The 24,210-nt window shown below is 74.6% G+C and carries 20 protein-coding genes; 16 read left to right on the top strand and 4 right to left on the bottom strand.

Annotation, left to right across the window (positions count from 1 at the left end):
- Nucleotides 1-116 precede the first annotated feature (116 nt).
- The 15 genes from ACH4ZA_RS14915 to ACH4ZA_RS14845 all read left to right on the top strand — a co-directional run bounded on the left by ACH4ZA_RS14915 (nucleotide 117) and on the right by ACH4ZA_RS14845 (nucleotide 19,867).
- Nucleotides 117-1,916, top strand: a complete 1,800-nt coding sequence (locus ACH4ZA_RS14915; RefSeq protein WP_398429664.1) for a phage tail sheath family protein — start codon at nucleotides 117-119, stop codon at nucleotides 1,914-1,916.
- An 11-nt stretch (nucleotides 1,917-1,927) separates the two neighbouring features.
- The gene (locus ACH4ZA_RS14910; RefSeq protein ID WP_351681530.1) at nucleotides 1,928-2,449 is read left to right on the top strand and encodes a phage tail protein; all 522 of its coding nucleotides are present in this window, start codon (nucleotides 1,928-1,930) and stop codon (nucleotides 2,447-2,449) included.
- Nucleotides 2,450-2,453: 4 nt separating this feature from the next.
- Nucleotides 2,454-3,191, top strand: a complete 738-nt coding sequence (locus ACH4ZA_RS14905; RefSeq protein ID WP_398429662.1) for a hypothetical protein — start codon at nucleotides 2,454-2,456, stop codon at nucleotides 3,189-3,191.
- A gap of 2,182 nt (nucleotides 3,192-5,373) precedes the next feature.
- Complete coding sequence (locus tag ACH4ZA_RS14900) at nucleotides 5,374-6,594, top strand: DUF4255 domain-containing protein (protein ID WP_398429661.1); 1,221 nt, start codon at nucleotides 5,374-5,376, stop codon at nucleotides 6,592-6,594.
- Entirely contained in the window at nucleotides 6,591-6,896 is a 306-nt protein-coding gene (locus ACH4ZA_RS14895; protein ID WP_398429660.1) for a hypothetical protein, read from the top strand. Before ACH4ZA_RS14900 ends, ACH4ZA_RS14895 begins: the two co-directional genes overlap by 4 nt.
- On the top strand, nucleotides 6,893-7,531 hold the full coding sequence (locus ACH4ZA_RS14890) for a hypothetical protein (protein ID WP_398429659.1): 639 nt from the start codon (nucleotides 6,893-6,895) through the stop codon (nucleotides 7,529-7,531). The genes ACH4ZA_RS14895 and ACH4ZA_RS14890 overlap by 4 nt, the downstream gene beginning before the upstream one ends.
- A 68-nt stretch (nucleotides 7,532-7,599) precedes the next feature.
- On the top strand, nucleotides 7,600-7,926 hold the full coding sequence (locus ACH4ZA_RS14885) for a LysM domain-containing protein (RefSeq protein WP_398429658.1): 327 nt from the start codon (nucleotides 7,600-7,602) through the stop codon (nucleotides 7,924-7,926).
- Nucleotides 7,923-9,041, top strand: coding sequence for a hypothetical protein (locus ACH4ZA_RS14880; protein ID WP_398429657.1), 1,119 nt, complete (start codon nucleotides 7,923-7,925; stop codon nucleotides 9,039-9,041). Before ACH4ZA_RS14885 ends, ACH4ZA_RS14880 begins: the two co-directional genes overlap by 4 nt.
- Nucleotides 9,038-9,568 carry a phage baseplate assembly protein V gene (locus ACH4ZA_RS14875; protein ID WP_398429655.1) on the top strand — a complete coding sequence of 177 codons (531 nt, stop codon included), beginning with the start codon at nucleotides 9,038-9,040 and terminating at the stop codon, nucleotides 9,566-9,568. Before ACH4ZA_RS14880 ends, ACH4ZA_RS14875 begins: the two co-directional genes overlap by 4 nt.
- 13 nt (nucleotides 9,569-9,581) lie before the next feature.
- Complete coding sequence (locus tag ACH4ZA_RS14870; protein WP_398429654.1) at nucleotides 9,582-9,932, top strand: hypothetical protein; 351 nt, start codon at nucleotides 9,582-9,584, stop codon at nucleotides 9,930-9,932.
- 5 nt (nucleotides 9,933-9,937) lie between these two features.
- Nucleotides 9,938-10,303: a GPW/gp25 family protein gene (locus tag ACH4ZA_RS14865; RefSeq protein WP_398429868.1), complete on the top strand. Its 366-nt coding sequence runs from the start codon at nucleotides 9,938-9,940 to the stop codon at nucleotides 10,301-10,303.
- Entirely contained in the window at nucleotides 10,300-13,134 is a 2,835-nt protein-coding gene (locus tag ACH4ZA_RS14860) for a putative baseplate assembly protein (protein WP_398429652.1), read from the top strand. The genes ACH4ZA_RS14865 and ACH4ZA_RS14860 overlap by 4 nt, the downstream gene beginning before the upstream one ends.
- Entirely contained in the window at nucleotides 13,131-16,310 is a 3,180-nt protein-coding gene (locus ACH4ZA_RS14855) for a putative baseplate assembly protein (RefSeq protein WP_398429651.1), read from the top strand. The genes ACH4ZA_RS14860 and ACH4ZA_RS14855 overlap by 4 nt, the downstream gene beginning before the upstream one ends.
- The gene (locus tag ACH4ZA_RS14850) at nucleotides 16,307-18,445 is read left to right on the top strand and encodes a hypothetical protein (protein ID WP_398429650.1); all 2,139 of its coding nucleotides are present in this window, start codon (nucleotides 16,307-16,309) and stop codon (nucleotides 18,443-18,445) included. The genes ACH4ZA_RS14855 and ACH4ZA_RS14850 overlap by 4 nt, the downstream gene beginning before the upstream one ends.
- A 48-nt stretch (nucleotides 18,446-18,493) precedes the next feature.
- The gene (locus ACH4ZA_RS14845) at nucleotides 18,494-19,867 is read left to right on the top strand and encodes a DUF6519 domain-containing protein (protein WP_398429649.1); all 1,374 of its coding nucleotides are present in this window, start codon (nucleotides 18,494-18,496) and stop codon (nucleotides 19,865-19,867) included.
- Nucleotides 19,868-19,877: 10 nt separating this feature from the next.
- Here the strand turns inward: ACH4ZA_RS14845 and ACH4ZA_RS14840 are convergent, their stop codons facing one another.
- Together ACH4ZA_RS14840 and ACH4ZA_RS14835 are read right to left on the bottom strand one after the other, a co-directional pair.
- On the bottom strand, nucleotides 19,878-20,510 hold the full coding sequence (locus ACH4ZA_RS14840; protein WP_398429648.1) for a hypothetical protein: 633 nt from the start codon (nucleotides 20,508-20,510) through the stop codon (nucleotides 19,878-19,880).
- A gap of 3 nt (nucleotides 20,511-20,513) precedes the next feature.
- Nucleotides 20,514-20,672, bottom strand: a complete 159-nt coding sequence (locus ACH4ZA_RS14835; RefSeq protein WP_398429647.1) for a hypothetical protein — start codon at nucleotides 20,670-20,672, stop codon at nucleotides 20,514-20,516.
- A gap of 234 nt (nucleotides 20,673-20,906) precedes the next feature.
- On the opposite strand from ACH4ZA_RS14835, the gene ACH4ZA_RS14830 reads away from it, so the two are divergent.
- Entirely contained in the window at nucleotides 20,907-21,428 is a 522-nt protein-coding gene (locus ACH4ZA_RS14830) for a hypothetical protein (RefSeq protein ID WP_398429646.1), read from the top strand.
- On the opposite strand, the gene ACH4ZA_RS14825 is transcribed toward ACH4ZA_RS14830, so the two are convergent.
- Both ACH4ZA_RS14825 and ACH4ZA_RS14820 read right to left on the bottom strand, forming a co-directional pair.
- On the bottom strand, nucleotides 21,391-22,023 hold the full coding sequence (locus tag ACH4ZA_RS14825; protein ID WP_398429645.1) for a TetR/AcrR family transcriptional regulator: 633 nt from the start codon (nucleotides 22,021-22,023) through the stop codon (nucleotides 21,391-21,393). The two genes, ACH4ZA_RS14830 and ACH4ZA_RS14825, sit on opposite strands and share 38 nt — an antisense overlap.
- A gap of 40 nt (nucleotides 22,024-22,063) precedes the next feature.
- The gene (locus tag ACH4ZA_RS14820) at nucleotides 22,064-24,118 is read right to left on the bottom strand and encodes a discoidin domain-containing protein (RefSeq protein WP_398429643.1); all 2,055 of its coding nucleotides are present in this window, start codon (nucleotides 24,116-24,118) and stop codon (nucleotides 22,064-22,066) included.
- Nucleotides 24,119-24,210 lie beyond the last annotated feature (92 nt).

The following is a 24,210-nucleotide window of genomic DNA, read 5'->3' as shown; positions in this document are numbered from 1 at the left end:
ACGGTTAACCCGGATCACGACCAGCGTCCTTCCAGGTCGACGCCCGCGGCCCCCAGGCCCGCCCGCACTGCCCGGCATCCGGGACAGGCGCGTCCAGGATGGAGAAAGGGGCCGGCATGCCGGTGAACGTCACCTACCCGGGTGTCTACATCGACGAGGTCAAGAGCGCCGTCAGAACCATCACCGGGGTGGCGACCTCGGTGGCCGCCTTCGTCGGATACGCGCCCCGCGGACCGGCCGACCGGCCCGTGCACATCACCGGCTGGGCCGACTACGAGGCGGCCTTCGGCGGACTGCAGGTGAACTGCCCGATGAGCTACGCCGTCTACCAGTTCTACCTGAACGGCGGCAGCGAGGCCGAGATCGTCAGGGTGGTGAACACCGACGAGCCGACAGTCACCCTGTCGCTCGCGCGACCCGCGGGGGAGCCCGTCCGGTCGTCCCCTGCCTCCTCGACCCCCGCCGCGGCCGGGGGCGGCGAGGGCGGCGAGGCCGCCCCGTCCGCCGACGACGCCACCGCCGACGACAAGAAGAAGGGGCGGAGCGGGAACGACGCCGGCGGCGGCGCGAACGCCAGGGGAACCGCCGCGGGACGTTCGAGCAGCGCCTCCGCCGCCGTTCCGGTCCTCACCGCGGCATCGCCGGGGCGGTGGGCGCTGAATCTCCGTGCGCGCGTCGACTACGACACCTCAGAGGGCAAGGACACGCCCGATCCGAAGCGCAAACTGTTCAACCTGACGGTCCATGACCTGGAGACCCGCGCCGAGGAGCGGTACCTCAACGTCAGTGTCGAACAGGGCAGCCCACGCAGCCTGGAGCACCTCCTGGAGTCCTCACGGCTCGTGCGCGTCGCACCCGGCGACCCGGCCGACACGGTGCCCCGGCCCAGCCCGGACCCGGACCCGGAGGGCAAGGACACCAACCCCTTCACGGCCACATCCTCGGACGGCACCCCCTGCTCCTACGCCCCGACGCAGCCCTCCACCGGCTCCGGGACGGACACGGCTCTTCCGCCGGAGGCCGCCTACCTCGGGAAGGCGGCGGAGAAGACGGGTCTCTACCAGCTGCTGAAGACGGACATCTTCAACATCCTGTGCCTGCCGGACCTCGGTTCGCTCGACCCCCCGGCACCCAATCTGCGGGTCCAGGCCCAGCGACTGTGCGTCGAGCGGCGGGCCGTCCTCCTGGTCGACCCGCCCAAGAGCTGGACCACCGACCCGGCCTCCGTCATCGCGCGTCTGCAGGACGTCCAGGGCGACGACTCCGACAAGAACGCCGCCGTGTACTACCCCCGCGTCCTCGCGCCCGACCCGCTGCTGCCGGGGGTGGTGCGTGCCTTCCCGCCCTGCGGTGTCATGGCCGGCGTGCTGGCCCGGACCGACGTGCAGCGCGGGGTCTGGAAGGCGCCGGCCGGCACCGACGCCTCGCTGACCGGGGTCAGCGACCTCGAAGTGCCGCTCACCGATCTGGAGATCGGCCGGCTGAACCCGGTCGGCGTCAACTGCCTGCGCCGGCTGCCGGCGGCCGGTCCGGTGGCCTGGGGAGCGCGCACCCTGCGCGGGGCCGACCGGCTCGCGGACGAATGGAAGTACCTGCCGGTGCGCCGGCTGGCGCTGTTCATCGAGGAGAGCCTGTTCCGGGGCACCCAGTGGGTGGTGTTCGAGCCGAACGACGAACCGCTGTGGGCGTCGGTGCGGCTGAACGTCGGCGCGTTCATGAACTCCCTGTTCCGCGCGGGCGCCTTCCAGGGCCGCACTCCTCAGGAGGCCTACCTGGTCAAGTGCGACAAGGACACCAACCCGCAGAACGACATCGACCGCGGCATCGTCAACATCCACGTGGGCTTCGCCCCGCTCAAACCCGCCGAGTTCGTGATCGTGCACATCCAGCAGCTCGCCGGTCAGATCCAGGTCTAGGAGGACGACGGATGCCGGAAGTCACGCGCCGGGACCCCTTCAAGAACTTCCGCTTCCGGGTGAAGTTCAGCGGGGAGACCGCCTACATCGCGGGAATCAGCAAGGTCAGCGGACTCAAGCGGACGACCGAGGTCATCCGTCACCGCGACGGGGGCGACCCGGGCACCAGCCGCAAGCTGCCCGGCCGCACCGAGTACGAGGCCATCACCCTCGAACGGGGGTGCACGGTGGACACCGCCTTCGAGGAATGGGCGAACCGTGTCTGGAGTCTGAAGAACTCGGCGGGCGGTCTGGAGACCTCCCAGAAGGACTTCCGGCGGGACCTCGTCATCGACGTCTTCGACGAGGGCGGCCAGCAGGTCCTGTCGTACTCCGTCCACGAGGCCTGGGTCTCCGAGTACCAGGGTCTGCCCGAACTCGACGCCGGATCCAACGCCGTCGCCTTCGAGCACATCAAGGTGGAGCACCACGGCTGGGTGCGGGAGCACACCAACGCACCGCAGGAGTCGCAGTTCAGCGACACCGCCGGGTGACCGCGTGACCCACCGACTGACGGAGGCGAACGTGCTCGAGGTGTGGGAGGGCGGGCTGGGCACCACAGCAGCGGCCCGCTCCCTGCTGCTCGCCTCGCTGGCCGCCCCGGACGGTGAGGACGTCGCGGACCTGCCTCTGAGCACCCTCAACCGGCTGCTGCTGGAGCTGCGTCGCACCGCGTTCGGCGACCTGTTGCCCTGCACGGCGGACTGTCCCGCATGCGGCGACAGCCTCGACGTCACCGTGGCGGCGACGGAACTGCGGCCCCCGTCGCAGAGCGCGGCGGAGCACGGGGCCGAGGGCCCTACCCCGGTGACGGCGACCCTGACGACGGGCGGAATGACGGTCACCTTCCGCGCCCTCACCGGCGGGGACGTCCACGCGGTCGACCCCGCCGCGCCCCTGGCGCGCCGCACGCTGCTGCGCCGGTGCGTCGTGGACGTCAGTCCGCCGCCCGTGGACGACATGCCCGACGAGATCCTCGAACAGGTCGCCGGACGGCTGGCGCAGCTCGACCCGGGAGCCGACACGGTGCTCGCGCTGACCTGCCCGCAGTGCGCCCACCGATGGGAGGCGGCGCTGGACCTCGCCGATCATCTGTGGGCCGAAGTATGCGGCTACGCACACCGGCTGATGCACGAGGTACACACGTTGGCGCGGGCCTACGGCTGGTCGGAGGCCGACGTGCTGGCGATCAGTCCGCAGCGGAGGCGGTTCTATCTGGAGGCGAGCGCCGGATGAACGACTTCGTGGACCGGGTCCTGGGCGCGCCGGGACCGCTGCTCAGGCCCCTGACTCCGAACGTGTTCGACCCGGGGGCGCCGCGACTGCCCCGCGGGAGCCAGGAGGTCGGGCGGACGGTGATGCAAGGGCGCGGGCAGGGGGTGGGCGTCTCCGTCGCGCGTGCTCCGTCCGGCGCCTCCGGCACGTCGGTCGCGTTCGATGCGCCGGAGCCGCCGGATCCGCCGGTTGCGGCTGAGTCCTTTCCCGCTGTTGAGTCCTTTCCCGCTGTTGAGTCCTTCCCCGCTGTTGAGCCCTCCCCTGCTGGGCTCTCGGCTGCGGCTGGAACGCCCCAGGCGGCTGAACTGATCGGTGCGCCCGGGTCGTCGGGCGACCGTGAGCCGCCCGGTGCGTCCGCTGCTCCCGGCACGCCGGCCCTGCCCCCGCCGTCGCTCGCGCAGGCGTCCCCCACGTCTCCGACGACGACCGGCGGCCCGCCCTCGGCCGGTGACCGCCTCGTCGCGCACATCCAGGACTCCGCAGCGGAACTCCCGTCGTACACCGAGCGGTTGGCTTGGTCCCGGCTCGACGCGGACGGGCGGCGCACCGCGCCGACCGCGCACCCCGGCCCGGACGCCCATGGAGCGAGCGCACCGCCGCGGAACGCGCCGGCGCCGCACGCCCCCGCGCCGGCGGCCCCCGCAGACTCCGGCGCGGCGACACGGGCAGCGGCCGAGAAGTCGACGACGCTCCCCGCGCGCCCCCCGGAACCGGCGGCGCCACGTGCGGCGGCCGGCCCCGTGCCGCTCAACGACGCCTTGCCGACGGCGGTTCCATCGGCGCATGCCGCATCCCGGGGCCTCGCCCCGCATCGCCCGGACGCACCGGCCGAGCCCTCTCCCGCTCCCGCTCCCGCCCCGACGGGCGCTCCGACGCCGGCTGGGACACCCGCCGATGCCGGGGAATCCACCGGAGGCACCAGGGACGCCGCTGGGGACGCGCCACCGTACACGCCCTCCCCCGCACCCCCGACGCCCCTCGCCGCGCCGTCCCCGACCGCGGCGGCGAACACCAGCACCCCGCACGGGGGCCGCACTTCGTCCCACACCCCTGAGCGCACCGGACGGCGCAGGCCCGGCCCGCTCCCCCGGCCGGACGGTGCCGAAGAGACCCGCCCCACCGCACCGCGGACGCTCCGGCCGGTGAACGGCCCACAACCCGGGGCGCCCTTGCCGCCGCCGCCCGAGCGCGCCCCACAGCACGAGCCGAGCCCTCCCACCGCCAACGCTGCCGCTCTCGACGCCTCCGCCACCCCGAACACGCGGTCACCGGGTTCAAGGGCTACGGACGCCCCCTCGGGGAGCCGCCCGGACACCCGGCCGCGACCACCGGCCGGGGGCCCGCCGTCGACACCGTCCGCCCCGTCCGCCCCGTCCGCCCCGTCAGCGCCGTCAGCGCCGTCCAAGGCGTCAGAGTCGCCTCGCCGCGGCCAGAACCCGCCCTCCCGCACACCGGGTTCACCGCCTCGTGCGTCCGATGCCCCATCTCCGCACCCCGCGGCGGCGCGCCTCGTCGAGCGCGATGCCGCAGCCGAGCCCTGCGCCCGACCGCACCCCCTGCCTTCAAGCCCGCCGGCACGCACCGAAACGCCGTCGGCCGAGGCCCCCGAGGCGCCGAGCACGCCCCTCGCCGGCCGGGCCCCCGCTTCCCCGCCCCTGTCCTCGCCTCCGCCCTCGACCGCGTCCGGGACTTCCGAACCGTCCGCCCCGCCCACGCACCACCACACCGCCGCCGCACCGCCCCCCTCACCACTCGTCGGAGCTCCCTCACCACTCGAAGCCCCTTCACTGCTCGGGGCCTCCTCCCCGGTCCGGACGCCCCCGTCGCCCACTGTGCCGCCGGCCGACGCGCGCCCCCGCACGGCGGCCTCCGGGACGCATCCGCGTCCCGCGGCGCCGCCTGCACCGTCGGCAGCACCGCCGCCGGCGTCAGCCGCGACCGCGCGGCTCACCTCCTCCGCCGTCCGCGCCGCCCCGGGGCCCGCGAAGCCGTCCGACCTGCCGAAGCCCGCAGACGAGGTCGTCGTGCGGGTCGCCATCGACCGCCTGGTGGTCCGCTCCGCGGCCGCGCGGCCCGTCGGCGACGCGCCCGCCGCGCGGCGGCAGTCGCGGACGAGCCTCGAGGAGTACCTCGGGAGGCGGTCATGAGCGACGCGCTGGCCGTCGCCGCGGTGACGGAGACGCTGCGGGCCGCCCTGCAGACGGCGGTCCGTCGTGCGGCGCCCGACGCGATGGTGACGGCGCGTCACCCCGCCGCGCCGGAACTCGCCGACGACACCGACGGCACCGGCGACGAGGCCGGCCGGCGGGCGCCGACCCTCAACGTGTTCCTCTACCGCACCAGCGTCGACGCCGCCTGGCGGAACACCGACCCGCCGGGGACGCGCCCCGGTGAGACCCGGCCCCCGGCGCTTCCCCTCGTCCTGCACTACCTGTTCACCGGATACGCGCCCCGGGACACCGACTCCACCCTGCCCGAGCGGCTCCTCGGCGCCGCCATGTCCGCGCTGCACGACCAGCCCGTGCTGCGCGCCGACGCCCTCCGGGCGGCCGCGGACTTCAGCGATCTGCACCGGCAGCCCGAGCCGGTGCGGCTCACTCCGGCGGTGATGCCGGCCGACGAGATGTGGCGGTTGTGGACGGCGCTCGGCCACGGCTACCGGCTGTCCGTGGCGTACGACGCCCGGGTCGTGCTCCTCGACAGTTCGGCGCCGGGCCGGACCCCGCTGCCGGTGCTGCGCCGCGGGTCCGCCGGCCTGGGCCCGCAAGCCGCGCCGACCCCCGCGGACCCGTGGCCGGTCCTGCGCTCCGTGCGGCCCGCCGTCGCCGCGCCCGGCGCCGACGTCGTGCTGAGCGGAAGCGGCCTCGACCCGGGTGAGGCGACGGTCCGGCTGACGCATCCGCTGCTCGGCGGGCCGGTGGTGCTGCCGGCCCGGTCCGAGGGGAGCGCCGCCGTCCGCGTCACCCTGGACGAGGAGCTCGCCGCGGGCCGCTGGTCCGCGGTGGTCGTGCTCTCCTCGCCCGACGGCGGCGCCCGGACCAGCGCCCCCGTGGGCCTGCGCATCGCTCCCCGGCTCACCGGCGCCCTGCCGCTGACCGTCGCGCGGGCCGCGAAAGGGACGACGGTCCTGTCGGTGGAGTGCGCTCCCGCCGTCCACCCCGGTCAGCGGGCGGAGCTCCTCGTGGCGGACCTGCCGGTGCCCGCCGAGCCGTTCACGCGGGTCACGCGCAAGCTGCGGTTCCGCCTGCCCGGCGGGCTGCCGGGACGGTACCCGCTGCGGCTGCGCGTCGACGGCGTGGACAGTCCGCTCGCCGACGCGCAGGCCGAGCGGTTCGACGCCGACGCGGCGGTGGTGATCACATGACGACGACCCGGGTGGACGTGCGCATCCGCCGGCTGGTGCTGGACTCGCCCCACGAGGTGTCACGAGCCGCGCTGTGCGCCGCGGTCGAGGCGGAGCTCTCCGCGATGCTCAGCCGCTCCCCCGACGGCGGTCGGGAGCACGGCAGCGGTCCGCGGCGCGGCGGCGCGCCCCGGCCGTCAGGGGTCGCCGACGCCCACCTCGCGCTCCTCGCCCGGGCCGTCGCCCGGGCGGTCCACCGGGCCATGGCGGCCGGGGAGCAGGCGGGGCCGGACCGGCCTGGGCCGCAGGCGGGCGCCTCATGACCGGGCCGGCGCCGCGGCGGGGCGGCTTCGTCTTCCTCGACCCCGAACAGGGCCGGGTGCTGCGGGTCGTGCCGTTCCAGTACAACCCCGACGGCGTCACCCGCACGCTCCAGCCGCGGGGCATCGGTGCCGACGCCGGGGACCGGCTGGAGGCGCTGCGCCTGCAGGGCCCGCCCCGAGAGACCTTCCGCATCGACGCGGAGTTCGACGCCACGGACCGGCCGGCCCCGGTCGGCGGCCCGGCGCCGCCCGCCACGTCCGGCCTGCTCGGCATGCTGTCCGCGCTGGAGACGGCGGTCGCGCCGACCGGCGCGCAGTTGACCCGGCAGAACGACCTGGCCGCCCAGGGCATCCTCGAGATCGCTTCGATCCAGGCGCCGCTGTCGGTGCTGGTGCTCGGGGCGCACCGGGTCCTGCCGGTGCGGATGCTGGATCTCGACGTGAGCGAGGAGGCGTACGACGGCGAGCTGAACCCGATCAGGGCGCGGGTCACTCTGACGGTGCGCGTCCTCACCGTCGACGACGTCGGGTTCAGCCACCGGGCCGGCGGACTGTACCTGCAGTACCAGCAGGGCAGGGAGCGGTTCGCGGCGCTCGTCGGATACGGCCCCGGCTCGGTCGGCTATGCGGGGTGAGGAGCCGTGCGGCGAACGGCGGGGACGACAGCAAGGGGGCACCGGGCGGCGGCCGGAGGAGGCCAGTGATGTTCGAGCCGAGCAGCAGGTATCACGCGATCCCGACCACGACCCGCACGCTCGCGGACGGAAGGACCGTTCGGCACCTGCGACGACGTTTCCTGCCCCGGCCCGAGGAGCTGACGGTCGTCGGCGAGCACGTGGTGGCGGCCGGCGACCGACTGGACCTGGTCGCGCACCGGCATTTCGGCGACCCCGAGCAGTCGTGGAGGATCGCCGACGCCAACCGCGCCGTGCGCCCGGACGAGTTGACGGCCGTACCCGGCCGCCGGCTGCGGATCGCCCTGCCGGCCGAGGCGTCCACGGCGGCCGGTCACGATGCGGGGCCGCGATGACGCACGGCCTGCAGCTCCTCCTGCTCGTCGGGGACACCGTGCCGGCCCCGGCCCCGGCGGAGCTGGTGGACGCCCTGCAAGGGGTGCGGATCAACTCCGCGAGCGGCCGGACCAGCGGCTTTCAGCTGACGTTCGCCGTCAGCCCCCGGTCGCCGCTGGGCGCTGCGGTCCTGCCGGGCGGGTCGCTGCACCCGAAGCGGCGGGTGGTGGTGGCCGTGGTCCTGTCCGGCCGGTGCCATGTGCTGATGGACGGTGTGGTGACGCATCAGGAGATGCACGTGGGCCGGGCTCCCGGGTCGGCCTCCCTGTTCGTCATGGGCGAGGACCTGACGGTGCTCATGGACCTCGTCCACGTCCGGCGTGCGTACCCGGGGCTGCCGCCGCAGCTGCGGGCGGCCGCGGTCTGCGCCGGGTACGCGCAGTACGGCATCAGCCCGCGGACGGTGGCGCCGGTCCTCACCGACCAGCCGAACCCGGTCGTCGACATTCCGGTGCAGTCGGCGACCGACCTGGCGTATCTGCGGGCGACGGCCGCGGAGGTCGGGCACGTCTTCCACCTGGCACCCGGGCCCGCGCCGGGCGCGAGCACGGCGTACTGGGGGCCGCAGAACCGCGACGGCGCCCTGCAGCCGGCCCTCACCTGCGGGTGCGGTGCCGCCGACAACGTCGAGGAGCTGACCTTCTCCTTCGACGGGCTGGCGACCGCCGGCTACGGCGTCGAGCGGTACGAGCCGCCCTCGACGACCGCCTCCGAGGTCACCGCACCCGAGCCGGGCGTGCTGCGCAGGAGCCTGGCGGCCCACCCGGCGCCGGCTCTGCGCACCGGCGCGCTCACCGGGCAGACCGGCCGGTCCCTGACCCGGACCCTGCTGGCCGGGCTCGGCCGCGAACTCGCCGCCGACGCCGTCACCGCCCGCGGGACCGTCGACGTGCTGCGGTACGGCCATGTCCTCGACGCCCACGGGCTGGTGGGGGTGCGCGGGGCGGGCCGGGCGTACGACGGGCGCTACTTCGTGGCCTCCGTGACCCACGACCTCTCCCGGGACACCTACCGGCAGCACTTCACGCTGGTCCGCGACGGACTCGGCGCCGACACCCAGGCGGTGACCCCTTGACGACGGCACAGGTGAATCAGTGGCACGGGATGTACGAGGGGGTCGTGGTCTCGGCCGTCGACCCGACCGGCGTGGGCAGGCTCCTCGTGCGGGTCCCCGAGGTGCTGGGCGACGACGCCCCCGTGTGGGCCGCGCCGCTCACCCCGCTGGCCGGCTCGGACTGCGGCATGTACGTGGTGCCGCCGCCGGAGGCCTGCGTGTGGGTGCGGTTCCAGGACGGGGACCCCGGACGGGCGGTGTGCGCCGGGTTCCGGCGCGGCGGCTCGGGGGACGTGCCGTCGGCCGCGAAGTCCGCCCCTCCGGGCGTCCCGCAGATCGTGCTGGCCACGCCGACCGGCAACGCGCTCGTCATCAGCGACATGCCGGGGCCCGCCGGCGGGATCAAGCTGCAGCTGCACGGCGAGAACGGTCCTTTCATCAAGATCAACGAGACGTCGATCGAGATCTCCTGCGGCCCCGGACTGGCCACCCTGCAACTCGTCGGACCCCAGGTCACCGTCAACAACGGCGCGCTGACGGTGCTGTGAGGAGAGCCAGACCATGCCCGGACTGCTGTTGCACTACGGCGCCCTGATGATGTGCGCCCACCCGCCCGGCCTCGTGACCGCCGCCGCGCCGGTCCAGCAGCGCGTCCTGGTGGGGGCGCAGCCGGTCCTCACCGGCGCGGACGTCCTCCTCGTGGCGGGCTGCAGCTTCCCCGCCGCCTCCATGGGGGCGCCGCCGTGCACGGGCGTGACCTGGCTGCAGACCTCGACGAGGGTTCTGGTGAACGGCCTGCCCGCGCTGCTGCAGCCGACGCCGTCCGGCGTGGCCCCGGCGATCGGCGTGGGCACTCCGCCGCCGAATCCGCCGATGGTGCTGACCATGCAGTTCCGGGTGCAGGGGATGTGAGCGCGATGGACGTCGGCTTCCCCTATCGGACGGACGCCTGCGGCCGCACGGCGCGGGCCGGGCACGCCGACCACGTCCGCGACATGGTCGAGCTGGTGCTGTTCACCAGCCCCGGGGAACGGGTGAACCGGCCCGACTTCGGCTGCGGCCTGCTCGACATGGTCTTCACGGCGAACAGCCCCGAACTCGCCGCGACCCTGGAGATGACCGCCCAGGCGGCGCTGCAGCGCTGGCTGGGCGACCTCCTGCGGGTGGACTCCGTCACGGCGACGTCCGAGGAAGCCACCCTGCGGGTGGCCGTCTCCTACACGCTGACGGCGACCGGCGAACGGCACGCCGTCACGATCACCGGCGGGGGGAACCCGTCGTGAGCGTGGTGAACCACTCGCCCGGGGCGCGCGGCGCGGACGGACCGGCCGGCATCCACGAGGTGCGCACGCACGGCGACCGGCGCACGCTCACCGTCACGTTCTTCGGAGTGCTCCCGTCGGGCATGGACCGCACCCGGTTCGTCGTCGAGGGCGGCCGGCGGGTCGTCGGCGTCCGCGTCCTGCGGGTCGCTCCGGTCGCCGGCCCCGAGGACGACGGCGCGGGAATCCGGCTGCGGCTGACGCTGGACCGGCCGGGCGACGACTCCACGTACCGGCTGCGGCTGCTGGGGCGGGGCTTCCACGGCGGTCACGACCACGCGGACTTCACCTTCCACCCAGGCGTCCGCCGAACGCCGGACCGCGCGGCGGAGCGCTCACCGGGCCGTGCACCGCTGGCCGGCGACCCCGGCGGGCCGTCCCTCCCGCCGGCGCCCGCGATCGACTACCTCGCCAAGGACTACGCCAGTTTCCGCCGTCTGCTCCTGGAGCGGCTCTCGCTCACCCTGCCGCGCTGGAGCGACCGCCACGCCCCCGATCCGTGGGTCACCCTGGTGGAACTCCTGGCGCACGTGGGGGACCGGCTCAGCTACCAGCAGGACGCCGTGGCCACCGAGGCCTACCTGGACACCGCACGGCTGCGCACCTCCGTGCGACGTCACGCCCGGCTGGTGGGGTATCCCATGCACGACGGCTGCGCCGCCCGCACCGTCGTCTGCATGGAGACGGCCGCGGAGGCGAGCGTGGACACCGGGGGGCTCGCGTTCACGGCCCAGCCCGACGACGCGCCCGCCCCGCCGCCGGGCGGGCCGGTGATCCCGCCCGAAGCACTCGCCTCGGCCACCGGTCCCGTCTATCACCCCCTGGAGCACCGCACCATGCGGCTGACCCCCGCCCACAACGGGATCCGGCTGTGGGCCTGGGGGCAGGAGGTGTTCGAGCTGCCCGCCGGGGCCACCCGGGCCGCCCTCCTCGACGGCGACGGGACACATCGGGCGCTGGATCTGCGGGTCGGCGACCTGCTCGTCCTCGAGGAGACCCACGGTCCGGGCGAGGACCCGCCGCATCCCTCGCACCGGCAGGCCGTCCGGCTCACCCGCGCCACGCGTGACGTCGACGCGGCATCCGGCACGACCGTCGTGAAGATCGCGTGGGCCGACGAGGACGCCCTGGCCTTCCCGCTGTGCGTGCGCAATCCGCAGGGGCCCGACGGGCAGCCGAGTGCGAGCGTCCTGGCCCGTGGCAACGCCCTCCTCGTCGAACACGGCCTGCCGATCACCTGGTGGCCCGAGGAGGCGGGCACCCGGTCCGGTGAACTCGTGCAGACGCCCGAGGCGGGGCCGGGCGGGGCGACGGCCGGCCGGCCCGGGCGGCGGGTGTCGCTGAGCCGGGGGCCCGTCACCTGGTCGCCGCCGCATCCGCGGCCCGCCGACGTGGCCGCCGCGCAGGCGGACCGGCTGCTGAGCCTCGCCGCCGAGGCCCGCGACGGCCTGCGCGATCTGCATCACGGGGCGGCCGGGCTCCGGCCGGAGAGCCGGGAGCTGCTGGCTGCCCTCTTCGGGCCCTCCTTCACCGACGACATCGCCGGGCTCGCCGACGACGCCGAACGGCACGGCGCCGTGGCGCGGTTCCTCTGCGTCTTCGACGACTTCTTCGAACCCCGGCTGCGCCGCCTCGAGGCGCTCGCCCGCCGCGCGCGGGCCGGCTATGTGCTGGACCGGGAGGACGCGAGCTGGGAGATCGCCCAGGCGTGGGGCCGCCGCGCCGCGGACCGCCTGGACCCCGCCGACCCGGCCCTGCACGGACCCGCGAGCGCGGCGCTGCGCCCCGACCCCCGTGAGGCGCTGCCCGCCCTGAAGCTCGCGGAGACGCTGCCCGGCGGACCCTGCTGGACCCCCCGCCGCGACCTCCTGGACAGCGGGCCCCGCGACCGGCACGTGGTGGCCGAGGCCGACGACGAGGGCAGGCTCGCCCTGCGCTTCGGCGACGGCCGGTGCGGCCGGGCCCCGCAGCCGGGAGCCGTGCTGTACGCGGACTACCGGGTGGGCAACGGCAGGGCGGGCAACGCGGGCAGCGAGGCCGTCAACCGGATCGCCCACCGGACGATGCGCCTGGACGGCCTGGTCACCCGGGTGCGCAACCCCGTGCCGGCGACGGGCGGCGTCGACCCGGAGCCGACGGCGGAGGTCCGGCTGGCCGCACCGCGCGCCCCGTTCCGCACGCTGCTGCGCGCCGTCACCGCCGAGGACTACGCCGCTGTCGCCACCGGCCGTCCCGGCGTGCAGCGCGCCGCCGCCTCCCTGCGCTGGAACGGCAGCTGGTACGAGGCCGACGTGGCGCTCGACCCGGCCGGCGCGGCCGTGCCGTCGCCGGCGCTGCTGGAGGAGGTACGGGCAACGCTGCGCCGGTACCGGCGGATCGGCCACGACGTCGTCGTCCGGCCGGCGCTGCAGGTGCCGCTGGACGTGGCGCTGAACGTGCTGGTCGACCCGCACCACGTCACCGCCGACGTGCGGGAGGCGCTGATGCGGCGCTTCCTGCCGGGCCGCCGCCCCGACGGCGAGCCCGGGTTCTTCGACCCCGCCGAGCTCACCTTCGGCACCCCGGTGCGGGCGAGCGCCCTGGTGGCGCTGTGCCTCCAGGTGCCCGGTGTACGGCACGCCGAGGTCATGCGACTGCGCAGGATCGACGGACTCGGCGCAGAGGCCCCGGGGCAGGACGCGCCGCCCTCGGGGGAGCTGCGGATGGGCCCGCTGGAGGTGCCGCGGCTCGACGGCGACGTCACCCGGCAGGAGAACGGGTGGCTCACCCTGCGTCTGCGAGGTGGACGATGACCGACTGCTCCGCGGACCGGTCCGGGCCCGCGCCGGTGTGGAACCGGCCCGGGCTGCCCGAGCTGGCCTACCGGGTGGGAGTCCACCGGCAGTTCCTCGACGCGATGCTGGCCCGGCTGCCCGACGCCGGCGGCCGCGCGGCGCTCGGCCCACTCACCACCCGGGAGCCGGACGACCCGTCGATCGCCCTGCTCGACGCCTGGGCGGTGGTCTGCGACGTGCTGACCTTCTATCAGGAGCGCATCGCGAACGAGGGGTTCCTGGCCACCGCCACGGAGCACGAGTCCCTGGTCCGGCTCGGGCGGCTGGTCGGGCACCGGCCGCGCCCGGCGCTCGCGGCCTCCGCCCATCTCGCCTTCACCCTGGACCCGGGCGCGTCCTCGGTCGTGCCGGCCGGCACCCAGGCCAAGAGCGAGCCCGAGCCGGGCGAACTGCCCGTGGTCTTCGAGACCGCCGAGGACCTCGTGACCCGCGCGGAATGGAACCGGCTGCCGGTGCGCGCCACCCGGCCGGCCGCCCTCACGGCCGACGTCGCGACCCGGGTGCGGTCCCTGGACTTCGAGGGCGTTCAGGCCGCGCTGCGCGCCGGCGACCGGCTGCTGTTCGTCTATCCCGACGCCCGGCTGAACCTCACCCGCGTGGTGGAGGACGCCGAACCCGATCCCGCGCGCGGGCGGACCACGGTGCGGCTGCGGGTGCCGGACGCTCCGCGGCAGCTGGACAACGCGGTGGACGCGCTGCGGGAGGACCTGGAGCATGCCGCACGCCGGACGTCGTCCGAAGGGCCGTTCGAGGAGCTGCTGGCCCTGCTGCGGGAGGTCCGCGAACGCGCCGGTGAGCTGCGCGACCCGGACACCTTCGCGGCCCGCCTCGACCGCAGGCTGCGGCGGCTGCGCGAGCGGCTCTCCGGGCTCCGCGACGATCTGGACGTCGACGCGCTGACCGAGCGTGCCGCCGTGCGGCTGGCGACCGTACGAGACGCGGTACGGCGCCTGACGGAACCGCCCGAGCGGCCGGCGCCGACGGCCGGGCAGGCGCTGCTGCGCGACCTCGCCGATCCCGCCGGTCGCGTGCTGCACGCCCTCGACCCGCTGCTGGACGCGCTCGGCCCGGGCGAGCCGCCGCGCCGCACCCAGGCCCCGTTGGCCGAGACGCTGGGCGCGGGCTCCGACGCGCTGCCCCGCCTGCTGGCGGCGAACCGGACCGGTCTGGCGGACTCCCTCTACACGGCGATGTCGGTGGTGGCTCCCCCGGTCGCCGCGCCCGGCGTGTACCGCTTCCGGGTCGTCGCGGCGCCGCTCGGCGCATCGATCCCGGACGACGCACGCGTCCGGCGGCTGCTGCGCGGCGCGCAGCCGCCCCGGGCGGAGGGCGGCGCCGCGCTCCCGGGCGACGTGCTGCTCCTCGACGCGGTGCACGAGGAGATCCAGCCGGGCAGCTGGATCGCCGTGCGGACGGCCGGGCGGCCGCGCACCCGTGTCGTCCGGGTCGCCGAGGTCGCCCGGCTGTCCGTCGCCAACGACGTGGACGCCGTGCGGGTGACCCGGCTGGTCCTCGACGAACCGTGGACCGAGGACTGCGAGGACGTCGCCGTGCGGCGGGCCACCACCGTGTGGGCCGCGGGCGAGCCGCTGGCGCTCACGGCGTCGCCCGATCCGGCGGATGTGACGGGCGCGGCCGTCGAGTTGGACGGCACGTTCGAAGGACTCGCCCCGGGCAGGTCGGTCGTCGTCTGCGGGGAGCGGACCGACGTCGTGCCCGAGGCGGGCGCGGGCGTGCCGGGCGCGGAGCTCGCGGTCCTGGCCGGGGTGCGTCACGCCTTCGACGGCGCCGCGTTCGACGACCGGGTGCGCACCACGCTGCTGTTCACGGCCCCCCTCGCGCACCGCTACCGGCGGGACTCGGTCACCGTGCACGGCAACGTCGTCCGGGCGACCGCGGGCGAGACCGTCGAGGAGGTCCTCGGCAGCGGCGACGCCGGACGGGCGGGTCAGGTGCTGTCGCTGCGCAGGAACCCGCTCGTCTGGCTGCCGTCGGCGAGCGCCGAGGGCGGTGAGGAGTCGCTCACCGTCCGCGTCGACGGGGTGGCGTGGCGACGGACCGCGGACCTGGGCGAGGAGGGGCCCACCGCTCAGGTGTTCCGGTTGCGCACGGGCGTCGACGGCCGGGCGGCGGTGGAGTTCGGCGACGGCCTGCACGGCGCCCGTCCGCCCACCGGCACGGAGAACGTCACCGCCCGCTACCGCGTCGGCGGTGCCGGCGCGGGCAATGTCGCGGCGGGGCGCATCAACCAGATGGCGAGCAGGCCGTTCGGGGTCGCCGGGGTCACCAATCCACTGCCCGCGACCGCCGGGGCGGAGGCCGACGGCCCGACGCGGATGCGCCGGACGATCCCCCTGCGGCTGGCGGCCTTCGACCGGCTGGTGTCGGTGCGCGACTACCAGTCCTTCGCCCGCGCCTTCGCGGGCGTCGGCCAGGCCGTGGCCCGCCGCTGCCTGGAGGACGGCCGGCCGCTCCTGCACGTCACGGTGGTCGCCGCCGACGACGCCCCGATGGACGCCTCCGCACCGCTGCCGGCCGCGCTGTGCTCGGCGCTGCGCCGGTACGGCGACCCGGCGCTGCCGGTGCGGGTCGAGCCCTGCGAACGAGTGCGGCTGGTGGTGGCGCTGGGCGTCCGCACGGCGGACGGTCATCTCCCCGAGAAGGTCGAACAGCGGGTGCGTGAGGCGCTGGTCGCCCGTCTGGGCTTCGCCGGGGCGTACCTGGGCCATCCCGTGTACCAAAGCGCGGTCGTCGCCGCCGCGCAGGCGGTGCCGGGCGTGGACTTCGTGGACCTGGACGCCTTCGGGGGCGTCGCGGAAGGCTCCGGCGCGGCCGACGTGGCGCGGTTCGCCGAGCACCTCACGGTCGCCGCCATGGTGCCGGCCCTGCCGGCCGGTCTGCGCCCGGTGCGCGGTCCGGTCCCGCACGGCGGCGGCGCGGACGGCGGATCGTCCGATCCGGACCGCCCGGACGACGTCGCGCACGCGCCCACGGTCGTGCTGCACCGGCCGCCCGTCGCGGACCCCGCCGGGGTCGGCCCGCCGGCCGTCCCGCGTCTCGCCCTGCGCCCCGCCCAACTGGTCCTGCTCGACCCGGCGGTGCCCGGAACCCTGATCCTGCGGAGGATCCCATGACCCCGGACGAGCTGTACGCGCTGCTGCCCGCCGTGCACCGCAGACGCGACGCCGAGCAGGGCGGCCCGCTGTACGCGCTGCTGACGGTCGTCGCCGAACAGGCCGCGGTCGTCGAGGCGGACATCGAGCGGCTCTACGACAACTGGTTCATCGAGACCTGCGACGACTGGGTGACGCCCTACATCGGCGACCTCGTCGGCTACGAGATCCTGCCCCGGATCGCCGCCGCCCTGTCCGACGACGTCACGCGCGCGGCCGGGCTGCCGGCCGCCGCGGTGCCCCGCAGGGACGTCGCCGACACCGTCGTCAACCGGCGGCGCAAGGGCACGCTGGCGCTGCTGGAGGACCTCGCGTCGGCGGTGGCGGGCTGGCCGGCCCGGGTCGTGGAGTACCGCCGGCTGCTCTGCGTCACCCAGCCGGTGCGGCGTTACAGCGCGGACGGCTCGGACGCGCGGCGCAGAAGGACCCGCGGCACGCTGGTGAACGTGCGGGACGCCGGGGCGCTGGCCCGGCTGGGCGGCCCCTTCGACTCGCTGGCCCGCACGGTGGAAGTGCCCCGCGCCGGTTCGGTCCGCCGGGTCGGCCGGTACGGCATCCGGTCCGTCGGCCTTCATCTGTGGCGGCTGCGCGCCCACGCGGTGACCCGTGCCCCCGCCCACTGCCTGGACCGCGACCGTGCCTGCTACACCTTCAACGTGCTCGCCGTGGACACCCCGTTGTTCACGGCCCCGGTGCCCGAGCCCTCGAGCTTCCACATCGCGGACGAGTCGAACGTCCCGGAGCCCATCGGGCGACGGGCGCTGGCGGACCGGCTCTACGACTACTACGGGCCGCGCAGGAGCCTGTGCGTGTGGACCGGACCCGACCCGGACGCCGACGTGGTGCGCCTGGAGCGGATCGTCGTGGCGGACCTGTCCGACTGGCGGTTTCGGGTCGGCGCCGGCGAGGTCGCGGTCGACCCGGAACTGGGCCGTCTGATGCTGCCGCCGGGCACGGCTCCGGCGCACGGCGTCCGGGTGACGTACCATCACGCGTTCTCCGGCGACTTCGGCGGCGGCGAGTACCCCCGGCCCGAACCGGCGCCGGACGGCCCGGCGGAGCGCTACCGGGTCGGGCCCGGCGAGGACCACCGGAGCATCGCCGAGGCGATCGGCCGTTGGCGCGCGGAGAAGCGGTCGCACGAGCACAAGGCGGAGGCGGTCGTGGAGATCACCGCCAACGAGGTGTACGAGGACCTGACCGACATCCGCCTCGACCCCGGAGACCGGCTCACCGTCCGCGCCGCGGACGGGGTCCGTCCCGTGGTCCGGCTGTCCGGCCGACGCGACGAGAACCGCCGGCGGGTCCTGGCGATCACCGGATCGGGGAGCCCGGACGGCTCCCGGGCGACGGCGCGGCTCGTCCTCGACGGGCTGCTGGTGACCGGTGGCGGGGTGCGGGTGCGCGGCGGCGTGGGCGAGCTGGTCGTGCGGCACTGCACGTTCGTGCCGGGCTGGGAACTCGAGGTCCGGGGCACGCCTCTGGCGCCCGGTGCGCCGAGTCTGGACATCGCCGACAGCCCGGTGCGCACCGAGATCCGGCACAGCGTCCTCGGCGCCGTCACGGTGGCCGCACGCGACGGGCGCGCACCCAACCGGCTCGAGGTGTACGACAGCGTGATCGACGCGACCGGGAGCGAGGCGTCGGCGCTCGGCGACCCGGACGGGGGTGAGGCCGGCGTCGTCCTCAGGGCGCGGTGCACCACCGTCGTCGGCGCGCTGCGCCCGCACGCCGTGGAGCTGCTGGAGAACTGCCTGCTGGCGGGCGAGGTGCTCGTCGGCCGCCTCGATCAGGGCTCCGTACGGTTCTGCTGGCTGCCGAGGGGCAGCCGGACGCCGCCCCGCTTCCACTGCGAGCCCGACCACTCCGGCGCCCGGGCGGCGGAACTGCGCTTCGCCGCCCTGCGGTACGGCGCGCCCGACTACGTCCGCCTGGCCGACGACTGCGCCGAGGTGATCCGCCGCGGGGGCGACAACGGCTCGGAACCCGGCGCGCTGCACCATCTGTTCCAGCCGCAGCGGGAGGACAATCTCCGCACCCGGCTGGCCGAGTACACACCGGCCGGATGCGACCCGGGGCTCTTCTTCGTCACGTGAACCGCCACCCCGTCACCGTCCGCCCTCGGCAAGGCAGGAAGCCCATCCATGCACGGCGACTTCTCCCGCGTCACCTTCGATCCCGCTCGGCGGTTCTCCGCCGTGCTGTCCCAGCAGGGCCGGGTCCAGCTCGATGCCGAGATCAACGAGCAGACGGCGATCCTGCTGCACTACGTCCGCACGCTGGCCGCCGACCTCATGGGGCCCGCCGCGTACCCGCCGTCGGACGACGGCCTCGGCGGCTTCGGCGTCGACGACTACGACGGCGACACCTTCACCGTGGCCCCGGGCCGCATGTACGTCAACGGCGTCCTGTGCGAGTGCGACGGAACCGACTACTGGGACCAGCCCGACGGCTGGCTCGACCCGGACCGCGAGAGCGACCGGCTGCCGTCCGAGCCGTTCCTGGTGTACCTGCGGGTGTGGGAGCGTCTCGTCACGGCGTGGGAGGCGCCCTGGATCCGGGAAGTGGCCCTCGGCGCGGACGGCCCGGACACCACCGCGCGCAGCCGCGTGGTCTGGCAGGTGTGCGTGCTGCCGCTGGGGACCGGATCGCCGGTGCCCGACATGCGCAGCGCCTCGCGTTACCTCCGGGACCGTGTGCGCGGCGTGTTCGAGCCGCGGGGACTGCTCGCCGCGGCGACCGGGCGTGCGCAGGACGAGGACGCGGGTGACGCACCCGAGCCGTCCCCCGGGTACCGGGGGCCCGAGAACCAGCTGTACCGGGTCGAGGTGCACCGGGGTGGCACCGCGGGGACGGCGACGTACAAGTGGTCCCGGGAGAACGGCTCCGTGGTCCTGCCCGTCCGGTCCGTCGCCGGTGCGTCGGTCGAGCTGGAGACCCTGGGCCGGGACGACCGACTGGGCGTGGACACCGGCGACGTGGTGGAGCTCCTGCACGACGCGGCGGTGTGCCGGGGCGCGTCCGACCGGTTCGACGAGAGGGGTGGGGACCGCCTGTACACCGTCACGAGGGTCGATCACGCCGGATTCCGGGTCGAGCTGGACCGCTCCCCCGACGACGACCACGGCCACGGCCACGAGAGCGCCGGCCGGCCGCGGCGCCACCCGTATCTGCGCCGCTGGGACCACCGCACGACCGGCGGGGCGGACGGCTCTCCGGACGCGATGAGGAGCCTGCCGTTGCGGGAGGGGCGGTGGCTGCCGCTGGAGGACGGCGTCCAGGTGCGCTTCCACTCCGGCGACGGGGAGCCGCGGCGCTACCGCCGTGGCGACTACTGGCTGGTCCCGGCCCGGGTGCTGACCGGCGACGTGGAGTGGCCCCGCAGCCGTCAGGGGGAGCCGCTGCGCAGGCGCCCGCACGGCGTCCCGTACCACTACGCCCCGCTCGCGTACGTGGATCCCCGCGGCGACGACTTCCGGCTGGTGGATCTGCGCGTGCCGATGCCGCACCGGTTCTAGGGCGACCGGACTAGAAACGTCCGGTGATCGCGAAGATGAACACCATCCACCCGACGAAGAGCAGGATCACGACGGCGATCACGATCGCCGGCGTGGTCCGGGCCGTGACCTCGGCGCCGGTCGTCAGGTTGCGCAGCTTCTTGACGCGAAGCGTGCCGTTCTTGACCCGGCCCGTGGCGCGCACCCGGTCGCCGTCGTCGACGGCGCCCTCGAACAGGTCGCCGCGCATCGTCACGGGGACCAGCCCGACCGGACGGCCCTCACGATCGCGCATCTCCAGGCGGAAGTCGCACACGACGGTGGTGTTGACCTCGCCGTCGCTGCCGCTCACCTCGGTGCGCATCCGCACCTGTCGGGCGACGCCGTAGACGGTGCCGCTGCCCTGGAGCACGCCGGCCGGGACGTGACCGGCGTCCCGCCGGGGCCGCGGACCCCCGTCGCGGGAAGGTTCCTTCCGGCGCAGGACCGGCATCGTGCGTTGCGGCGCCTGCTCCGTGCGGAGGTGGATGCGGTGCCAGGGCCACCACGCCCGCGGCTCCTCGTCCTCGCCGTAGGCCGGGAGCCAGGCGCCGCAGTTACGGCACCGCTGTGCGTCGGGCGGCGCCTCGGCGCCGCACCGCTCGCACATCCATGCGCCGTCCACGGGTTAGTCCACCCGGTGGTCGACGAGGTACACCGAACCCTCGGCGGGCGACGAGGCGGCCTTGGCCGTCGGGCCCTCGCCGAGTTCGTGGCGGACGTGATCGGCGCCGAGGACGCCGATGACGTCACCGGGTTCCATTCGGGCTGCGTCAGTCCAGGTCATAGGGGCTCCCCAGGATAAGAGGCGGGGCACCGGACGTCGCGAAGCGGCATGCGCCACCACCATCATGACGCCGTTGCGAGGACCCCGCCACACGGATCACCTTCGTTTCAGATTCGACTTTCTCCTGGGGCAACGCGCCTTTTCCGCACAGTGGTTGCCCCCGCCACGCACCTCCCTCCGCCCGATACTGGAGCGTGGAAAGGAAAGGCAGGGGGGAGAAGGCGGGAGGCGGACATGTCCGCATTCACCATCGACGTGTCGAATCCGTTCGCCGCCGGATACACCGGCGCACTGGGCGGGCCCGGTGAAGGAGGCCACCAGTCCGAGAACTGGTACATCCAGTACGGCATGGACCTCGGTGCGGGCCCGGGCACCACGGTCCGGGCCGCTTTCGACGCCCACATCACCAAGTACAGCCCGCACGACCCGTCGGCGGACACCGCCAAGGTCTACGGCGCCCAGTTGTTCATGCGGGCCCCCAACGATCAGATGGGCGGATTCGTCACGCACGTCACCAACGTGCCGCCCGGCCTGACCGTCGGCTCCCAGGTGTCCCGCGGGGACGTGCTCGGCGAGGTGTACGAGGTGGCCGGCACCTCGTCACACCTGCATCTGGCGCTGGTCGAGATCATCGGCGGCGCGCCCGGCGGCCAGTACCAAGGGGTGGACCTCTACGGGATGTTCCTGGACACGGCGAACTCGGAGACGGTCACCCCGGTCACCTTCCACCAGGACGGTTCGCCTCCGTCGCTGTGACGTCGGCCGTGACCAGTCCCGCGACGTGGGCCGTGACGGTGTCCAGGATGTCGGACCAGGCCGTTTCGTCGCCGAGCACGAGGTAGTTGAGGGTCAGCCCGTCGGTCATGGCGGCGAGATAGCGGGCCAGGACGGGGACGGGCACGCCGAGCCGCAGCCCCATGCTGCGGCACAGCTCCCCGAGGAGCTCGGCGTAGGCCTCGCCGTACAGCTCGTACTGACGGCGGGCCAGGTGCTCGAACCCCGGCTGGCGCAGGGCGTACTGAGTGAGCTCGTAGGTCAGCATGTGCGCGTCGGGGTGGGCGCGGACGTGGTCCCAGTACGCCGCGAACCCGGCCCGGACCGTCTCCTCGAGCGTGGCGCGGGGGCGGATCGCCTCCCGCACGACGCTCACCGACTGGGCGGTGAGCGTCGTGATGACGGACTCGACGAGGGCCTGCTTGGAGTCGAAGCAGTAGTGGAAGACGCTCAGGGAGACACCCGCCTCGGCGGCGATGGACCGGGTCGTCGTCCTGGGGACGCCGTCCCGGGCCATCGCTCTGATCGCCGCCTCCGTCAGCTGTCGTCGTCGCTCCGCCGACGGCATGCGCGCCATGCGTGTCCCCCGAGTGTCGTTTCCGCGGTCGTCTCCGCGGCTAGGCGCTGTGGACTCCCACTTCGTACAGGGAGTATCCCCAGTCCGTGCCCCGGTCCAGACCGTGCACCCGGACGTAGCGGGCCGGGGCGCCGGCGAACTTCGCCGTGTCCAGGCCTCCGTCGCCGGACGTGGTCGACCAGGCGGTCGTCCAGTTCACGCCGTCGGTGGACAGTTCGACGCGGTACGACTTGGCGTACGCGCGCTCCCAGTCGAGGGTGACGCGGGAGACCCGGTTGGTGGCGCCGAGGTCGACCTGCCAGTACTGGTCGTCGCTCCAGTCGCTGGCCCAGCGGGTGCCGTCGTCGCCGTCGACGGCCCGGCCGGGCTGGTAGCTGGTGAAGGGGTTGGACTCCGACGAACTGGCGGTGGCGGCACGGCCGCCGGCGAGGTCGACCGAGGCCTGGTGCTGCTCGGTCGAGCCCCAGGTGGAGAGGTAGGACTCGGCGCCGCGGAGGAGGTCGTCCACCACGTCCTGGCCGCCGACGCGCCGGATGTCCTCGATCCAGTCGGGGATCATGCCGACGTGCGCGGCGCCGTCGGTGTTGAGGTCGAAGGTGCGTGAGCCGGTCGTCTGACGGTCGATCATGGAGCCGCCGTCGGCGCTCTTGAACGGGTAGACGACCTTGTCGGCGGCGTCGGCGCCGCGGGGGGCGGGGTGGTCGCCGATGCCGTTGAAGTCGGTGCCGAAGCCGTATCCGACGTGGTACTGGTCGCGCAGCGCGTTCGTGCGCTTCGCCTCCGCGGCGAACCCTTCGGAGCCGTGCATGTACTGCGCGACGAAGCCGCCGAGGGCGTACACGCGCTCGGTCCAGTTGAGGTCCATCCAGCTGTGCGAGGACAGCACGCCGGGGTAGCCGGCGGCCTCGAAGATGTCGAGCGCCTGACCGGTCGCCTTGACGCTCATGTGGTCGACCTCGAGCATCATCTTGCGCTTCATCATGCCGCGCACCGCGTACTCGCCGAGGGCGGTGAGGCCGCGGGTGTTGCACTGCGCGTCGGCCTTGTACGACGGGACGTCGGTGCCCGCCGGGAGGTCCGCCTCCGCCTTCGAGGCGGCGCTGCCGATGGGGTTGTCGTGCTGCGGTCCGGTGCACTTCTCGGTCTGCCAGAAGGTGCCGGTCGACAGGAACTGCCCGACGTTGATGGCCGTTCCCAGACCGCCCTCGTCGAAGCGGACGCCGCACAGCGCGTTGTCGAACTTGTGGCACAGGAACATGCTCCGCACGCCCAGCCCGTACAGCTCGTCGAGCCCCTTGTCGACGTCGGACTTGCTGCACTGCGCGATGTCGAGGATCTGCTTGCAGCCGAACGGCTCGGAGGTCTCGACGCCGAGGACGACCGCGAGCTTGCCCTGCTTGACGACCTCACGCGCCTGCGCGCTGTCGAGGACGATCCGGAACCAGCCCTTGCCGGGGCCGCCGTACATCTTGTCGATGTGGGCCTGGAGGTCGTAGCTCAGCTTGGCCTGCAGGCGGATCGAGGTCATCTCGTCGCAACTGCGTTCCTTGAACGGGTAGATGGAGCAGATCATGCCGTTGGTGACCAGGTCGTTGACGAGCACCCGCTGCCCGCCGCGCCAGGCCCGCTCGACCCAGGCGTAGTAGTTCGCCTGGTGGGTCATGGAGTCGTAGGCGGGCCAGTCCTTGAAGGTGGGCCAACCGGTCGGGTCGTGCTTGCCGTCGCCGCCGTGGGTGATGTAGTCGAAGATCGCGAGAGTGCCGTCGGGGTAGTGCTCGGGGCAGTCCTTGAGCGCGTCGGCGACGCCCGCCTCGGAGAACACCTTGCCGCAGATCAGCCGTCCGCCGAAGGCCTCGTTGGAGAACAGGTGGTTGTGCGCGTCGACGAAGCCGCGGACCTGGCCCGCCGCGTTCGTGCCGGTGAACGGCTCGCCGGTGACGCCGATCTGCGAGTCGGGGGCCGGCCGGGCCGTGGGCGTCCACCAGTCCGAGGCGGCCGCCGAGCTCGGCGTGGGCCCGAGGACGGCGGCGAGAACGAGAAGGAGGAGCGAGACGACGGTGGCGTCTCTGCGTCTGCGGTACGGGCGTCCGGTCATGGTCACAGCCCACGTCCCTCGGTCGGCGGGGATCGCGCCGTCGACGAGGGCTCTTTGGAAACCCTTGAGCTTGTCATGACCGGCGCAAGATG

The organism is Streptomyces sp. NPDC020597 (assembly GCF_044335095.1).
In the GTDB taxonomy this organism is placed as follows: Bacteria; Actinomycetota; Actinomycetes; order Streptomycetales; family Streptomycetaceae; genus Streptomyces.
This window is presented reverse-complemented; position numbering and strand designations above follow the sequence as displayed.

Coding starts and splice junctions, on each gene's coding strand:
- ACH4ZA_RS14890 (WP_398429659.1), top strand. CDS start 6,893: ATGACCGGGCCGGCGCCGCGGCGGGGCGGCTTCGTCTTCCTCGACCCC.
- ACH4ZA_RS14830 (WP_398429646.1), top strand. CDS start 20,907: ATGTCCGCATTCACCATCGACGTGTCGAATCCGTTCGCCGCCGGATAC.
- ACH4ZA_RS14915 (WP_398429664.1), top strand. CDS start 117: ATGCCGGTGAACGTCACCTACCCGGGTGTCTACATCGACGAGGTCAAG.
- ACH4ZA_RS14825 (WP_398429645.1), bottom strand. CDS start 22,023: ATGGCGCGCATGCCGTCGGCGGAGCGACGACGACAGCTGACGGAGGCG.
- ACH4ZA_RS14850 (WP_398429650.1), top strand. CDS start 16,307: ATGACCCCGGACGAGCTGTACGCGCTGCTGCCCGCCGTGCACCGCAGA.
- ACH4ZA_RS14820 (WP_398429643.1), bottom strand. CDS start 24,118: ATGACCGGACGCCCGTACCGCAGACGCAGAGACGCCACCGTCGTCTCG.
- ACH4ZA_RS14845 (WP_398429649.1), top strand. CDS start 18,494: ATGCACGGCGACTTCTCCCGCGTCACCTTCGATCCCGCTCGGCGGTTC.
- ACH4ZA_RS14855 (WP_398429651.1), top strand. CDS start 13,131: ATGACCGACTGCTCCGCGGACCGGTCCGGGCCCGCGCCGGTGTGGAAC.
- ACH4ZA_RS14870 (WP_398429654.1), top strand. CDS start 9,582: ATGCCCGGACTGCTGTTGCACTACGGCGCCCTGATGATGTGCGCCCAC.
- ACH4ZA_RS14910 (WP_351681530.1), top strand. CDS start 1,928: ATGCCGGAAGTCACGCGCCGGGACCCCTTCAAGAACTTCCGCTTCCGG.
- ACH4ZA_RS14880 (WP_398429657.1), top strand. CDS start 7,923: ATGACGCACGGCCTGCAGCTCCTCCTGCTCGTCGGGGACACCGTGCCG.
- ACH4ZA_RS14885 (WP_398429658.1), top strand. CDS start 7,600: ATGTTCGAGCCGAGCAGCAGGTATCACGCGATCCCGACCACGACCCGC.
- ACH4ZA_RS14835 (WP_398429647.1), bottom strand. CDS start 20,672: ATGACCTGGACTGACGCAGCCCGAATGGAACCCGGTGACGTCATCGGC.
- ACH4ZA_RS14895 (WP_398429660.1), top strand. CDS start 6,591: ATGACGACGACCCGGGTGGACGTGCGCATCCGCCGGCTGGTGCTGGAC.
- ACH4ZA_RS14900 (WP_398429661.1), top strand. CDS start 5,374: ATGAGCGACGCGCTGGCCGTCGCCGCGGTGACGGAGACGCTGCGGGCC.
- ACH4ZA_RS14865 (WP_398429868.1), top strand. CDS start 9,938: ATGGACGTCGGCTTCCCCTATCGGACGGACGCCTGCGGCCGCACGGCG.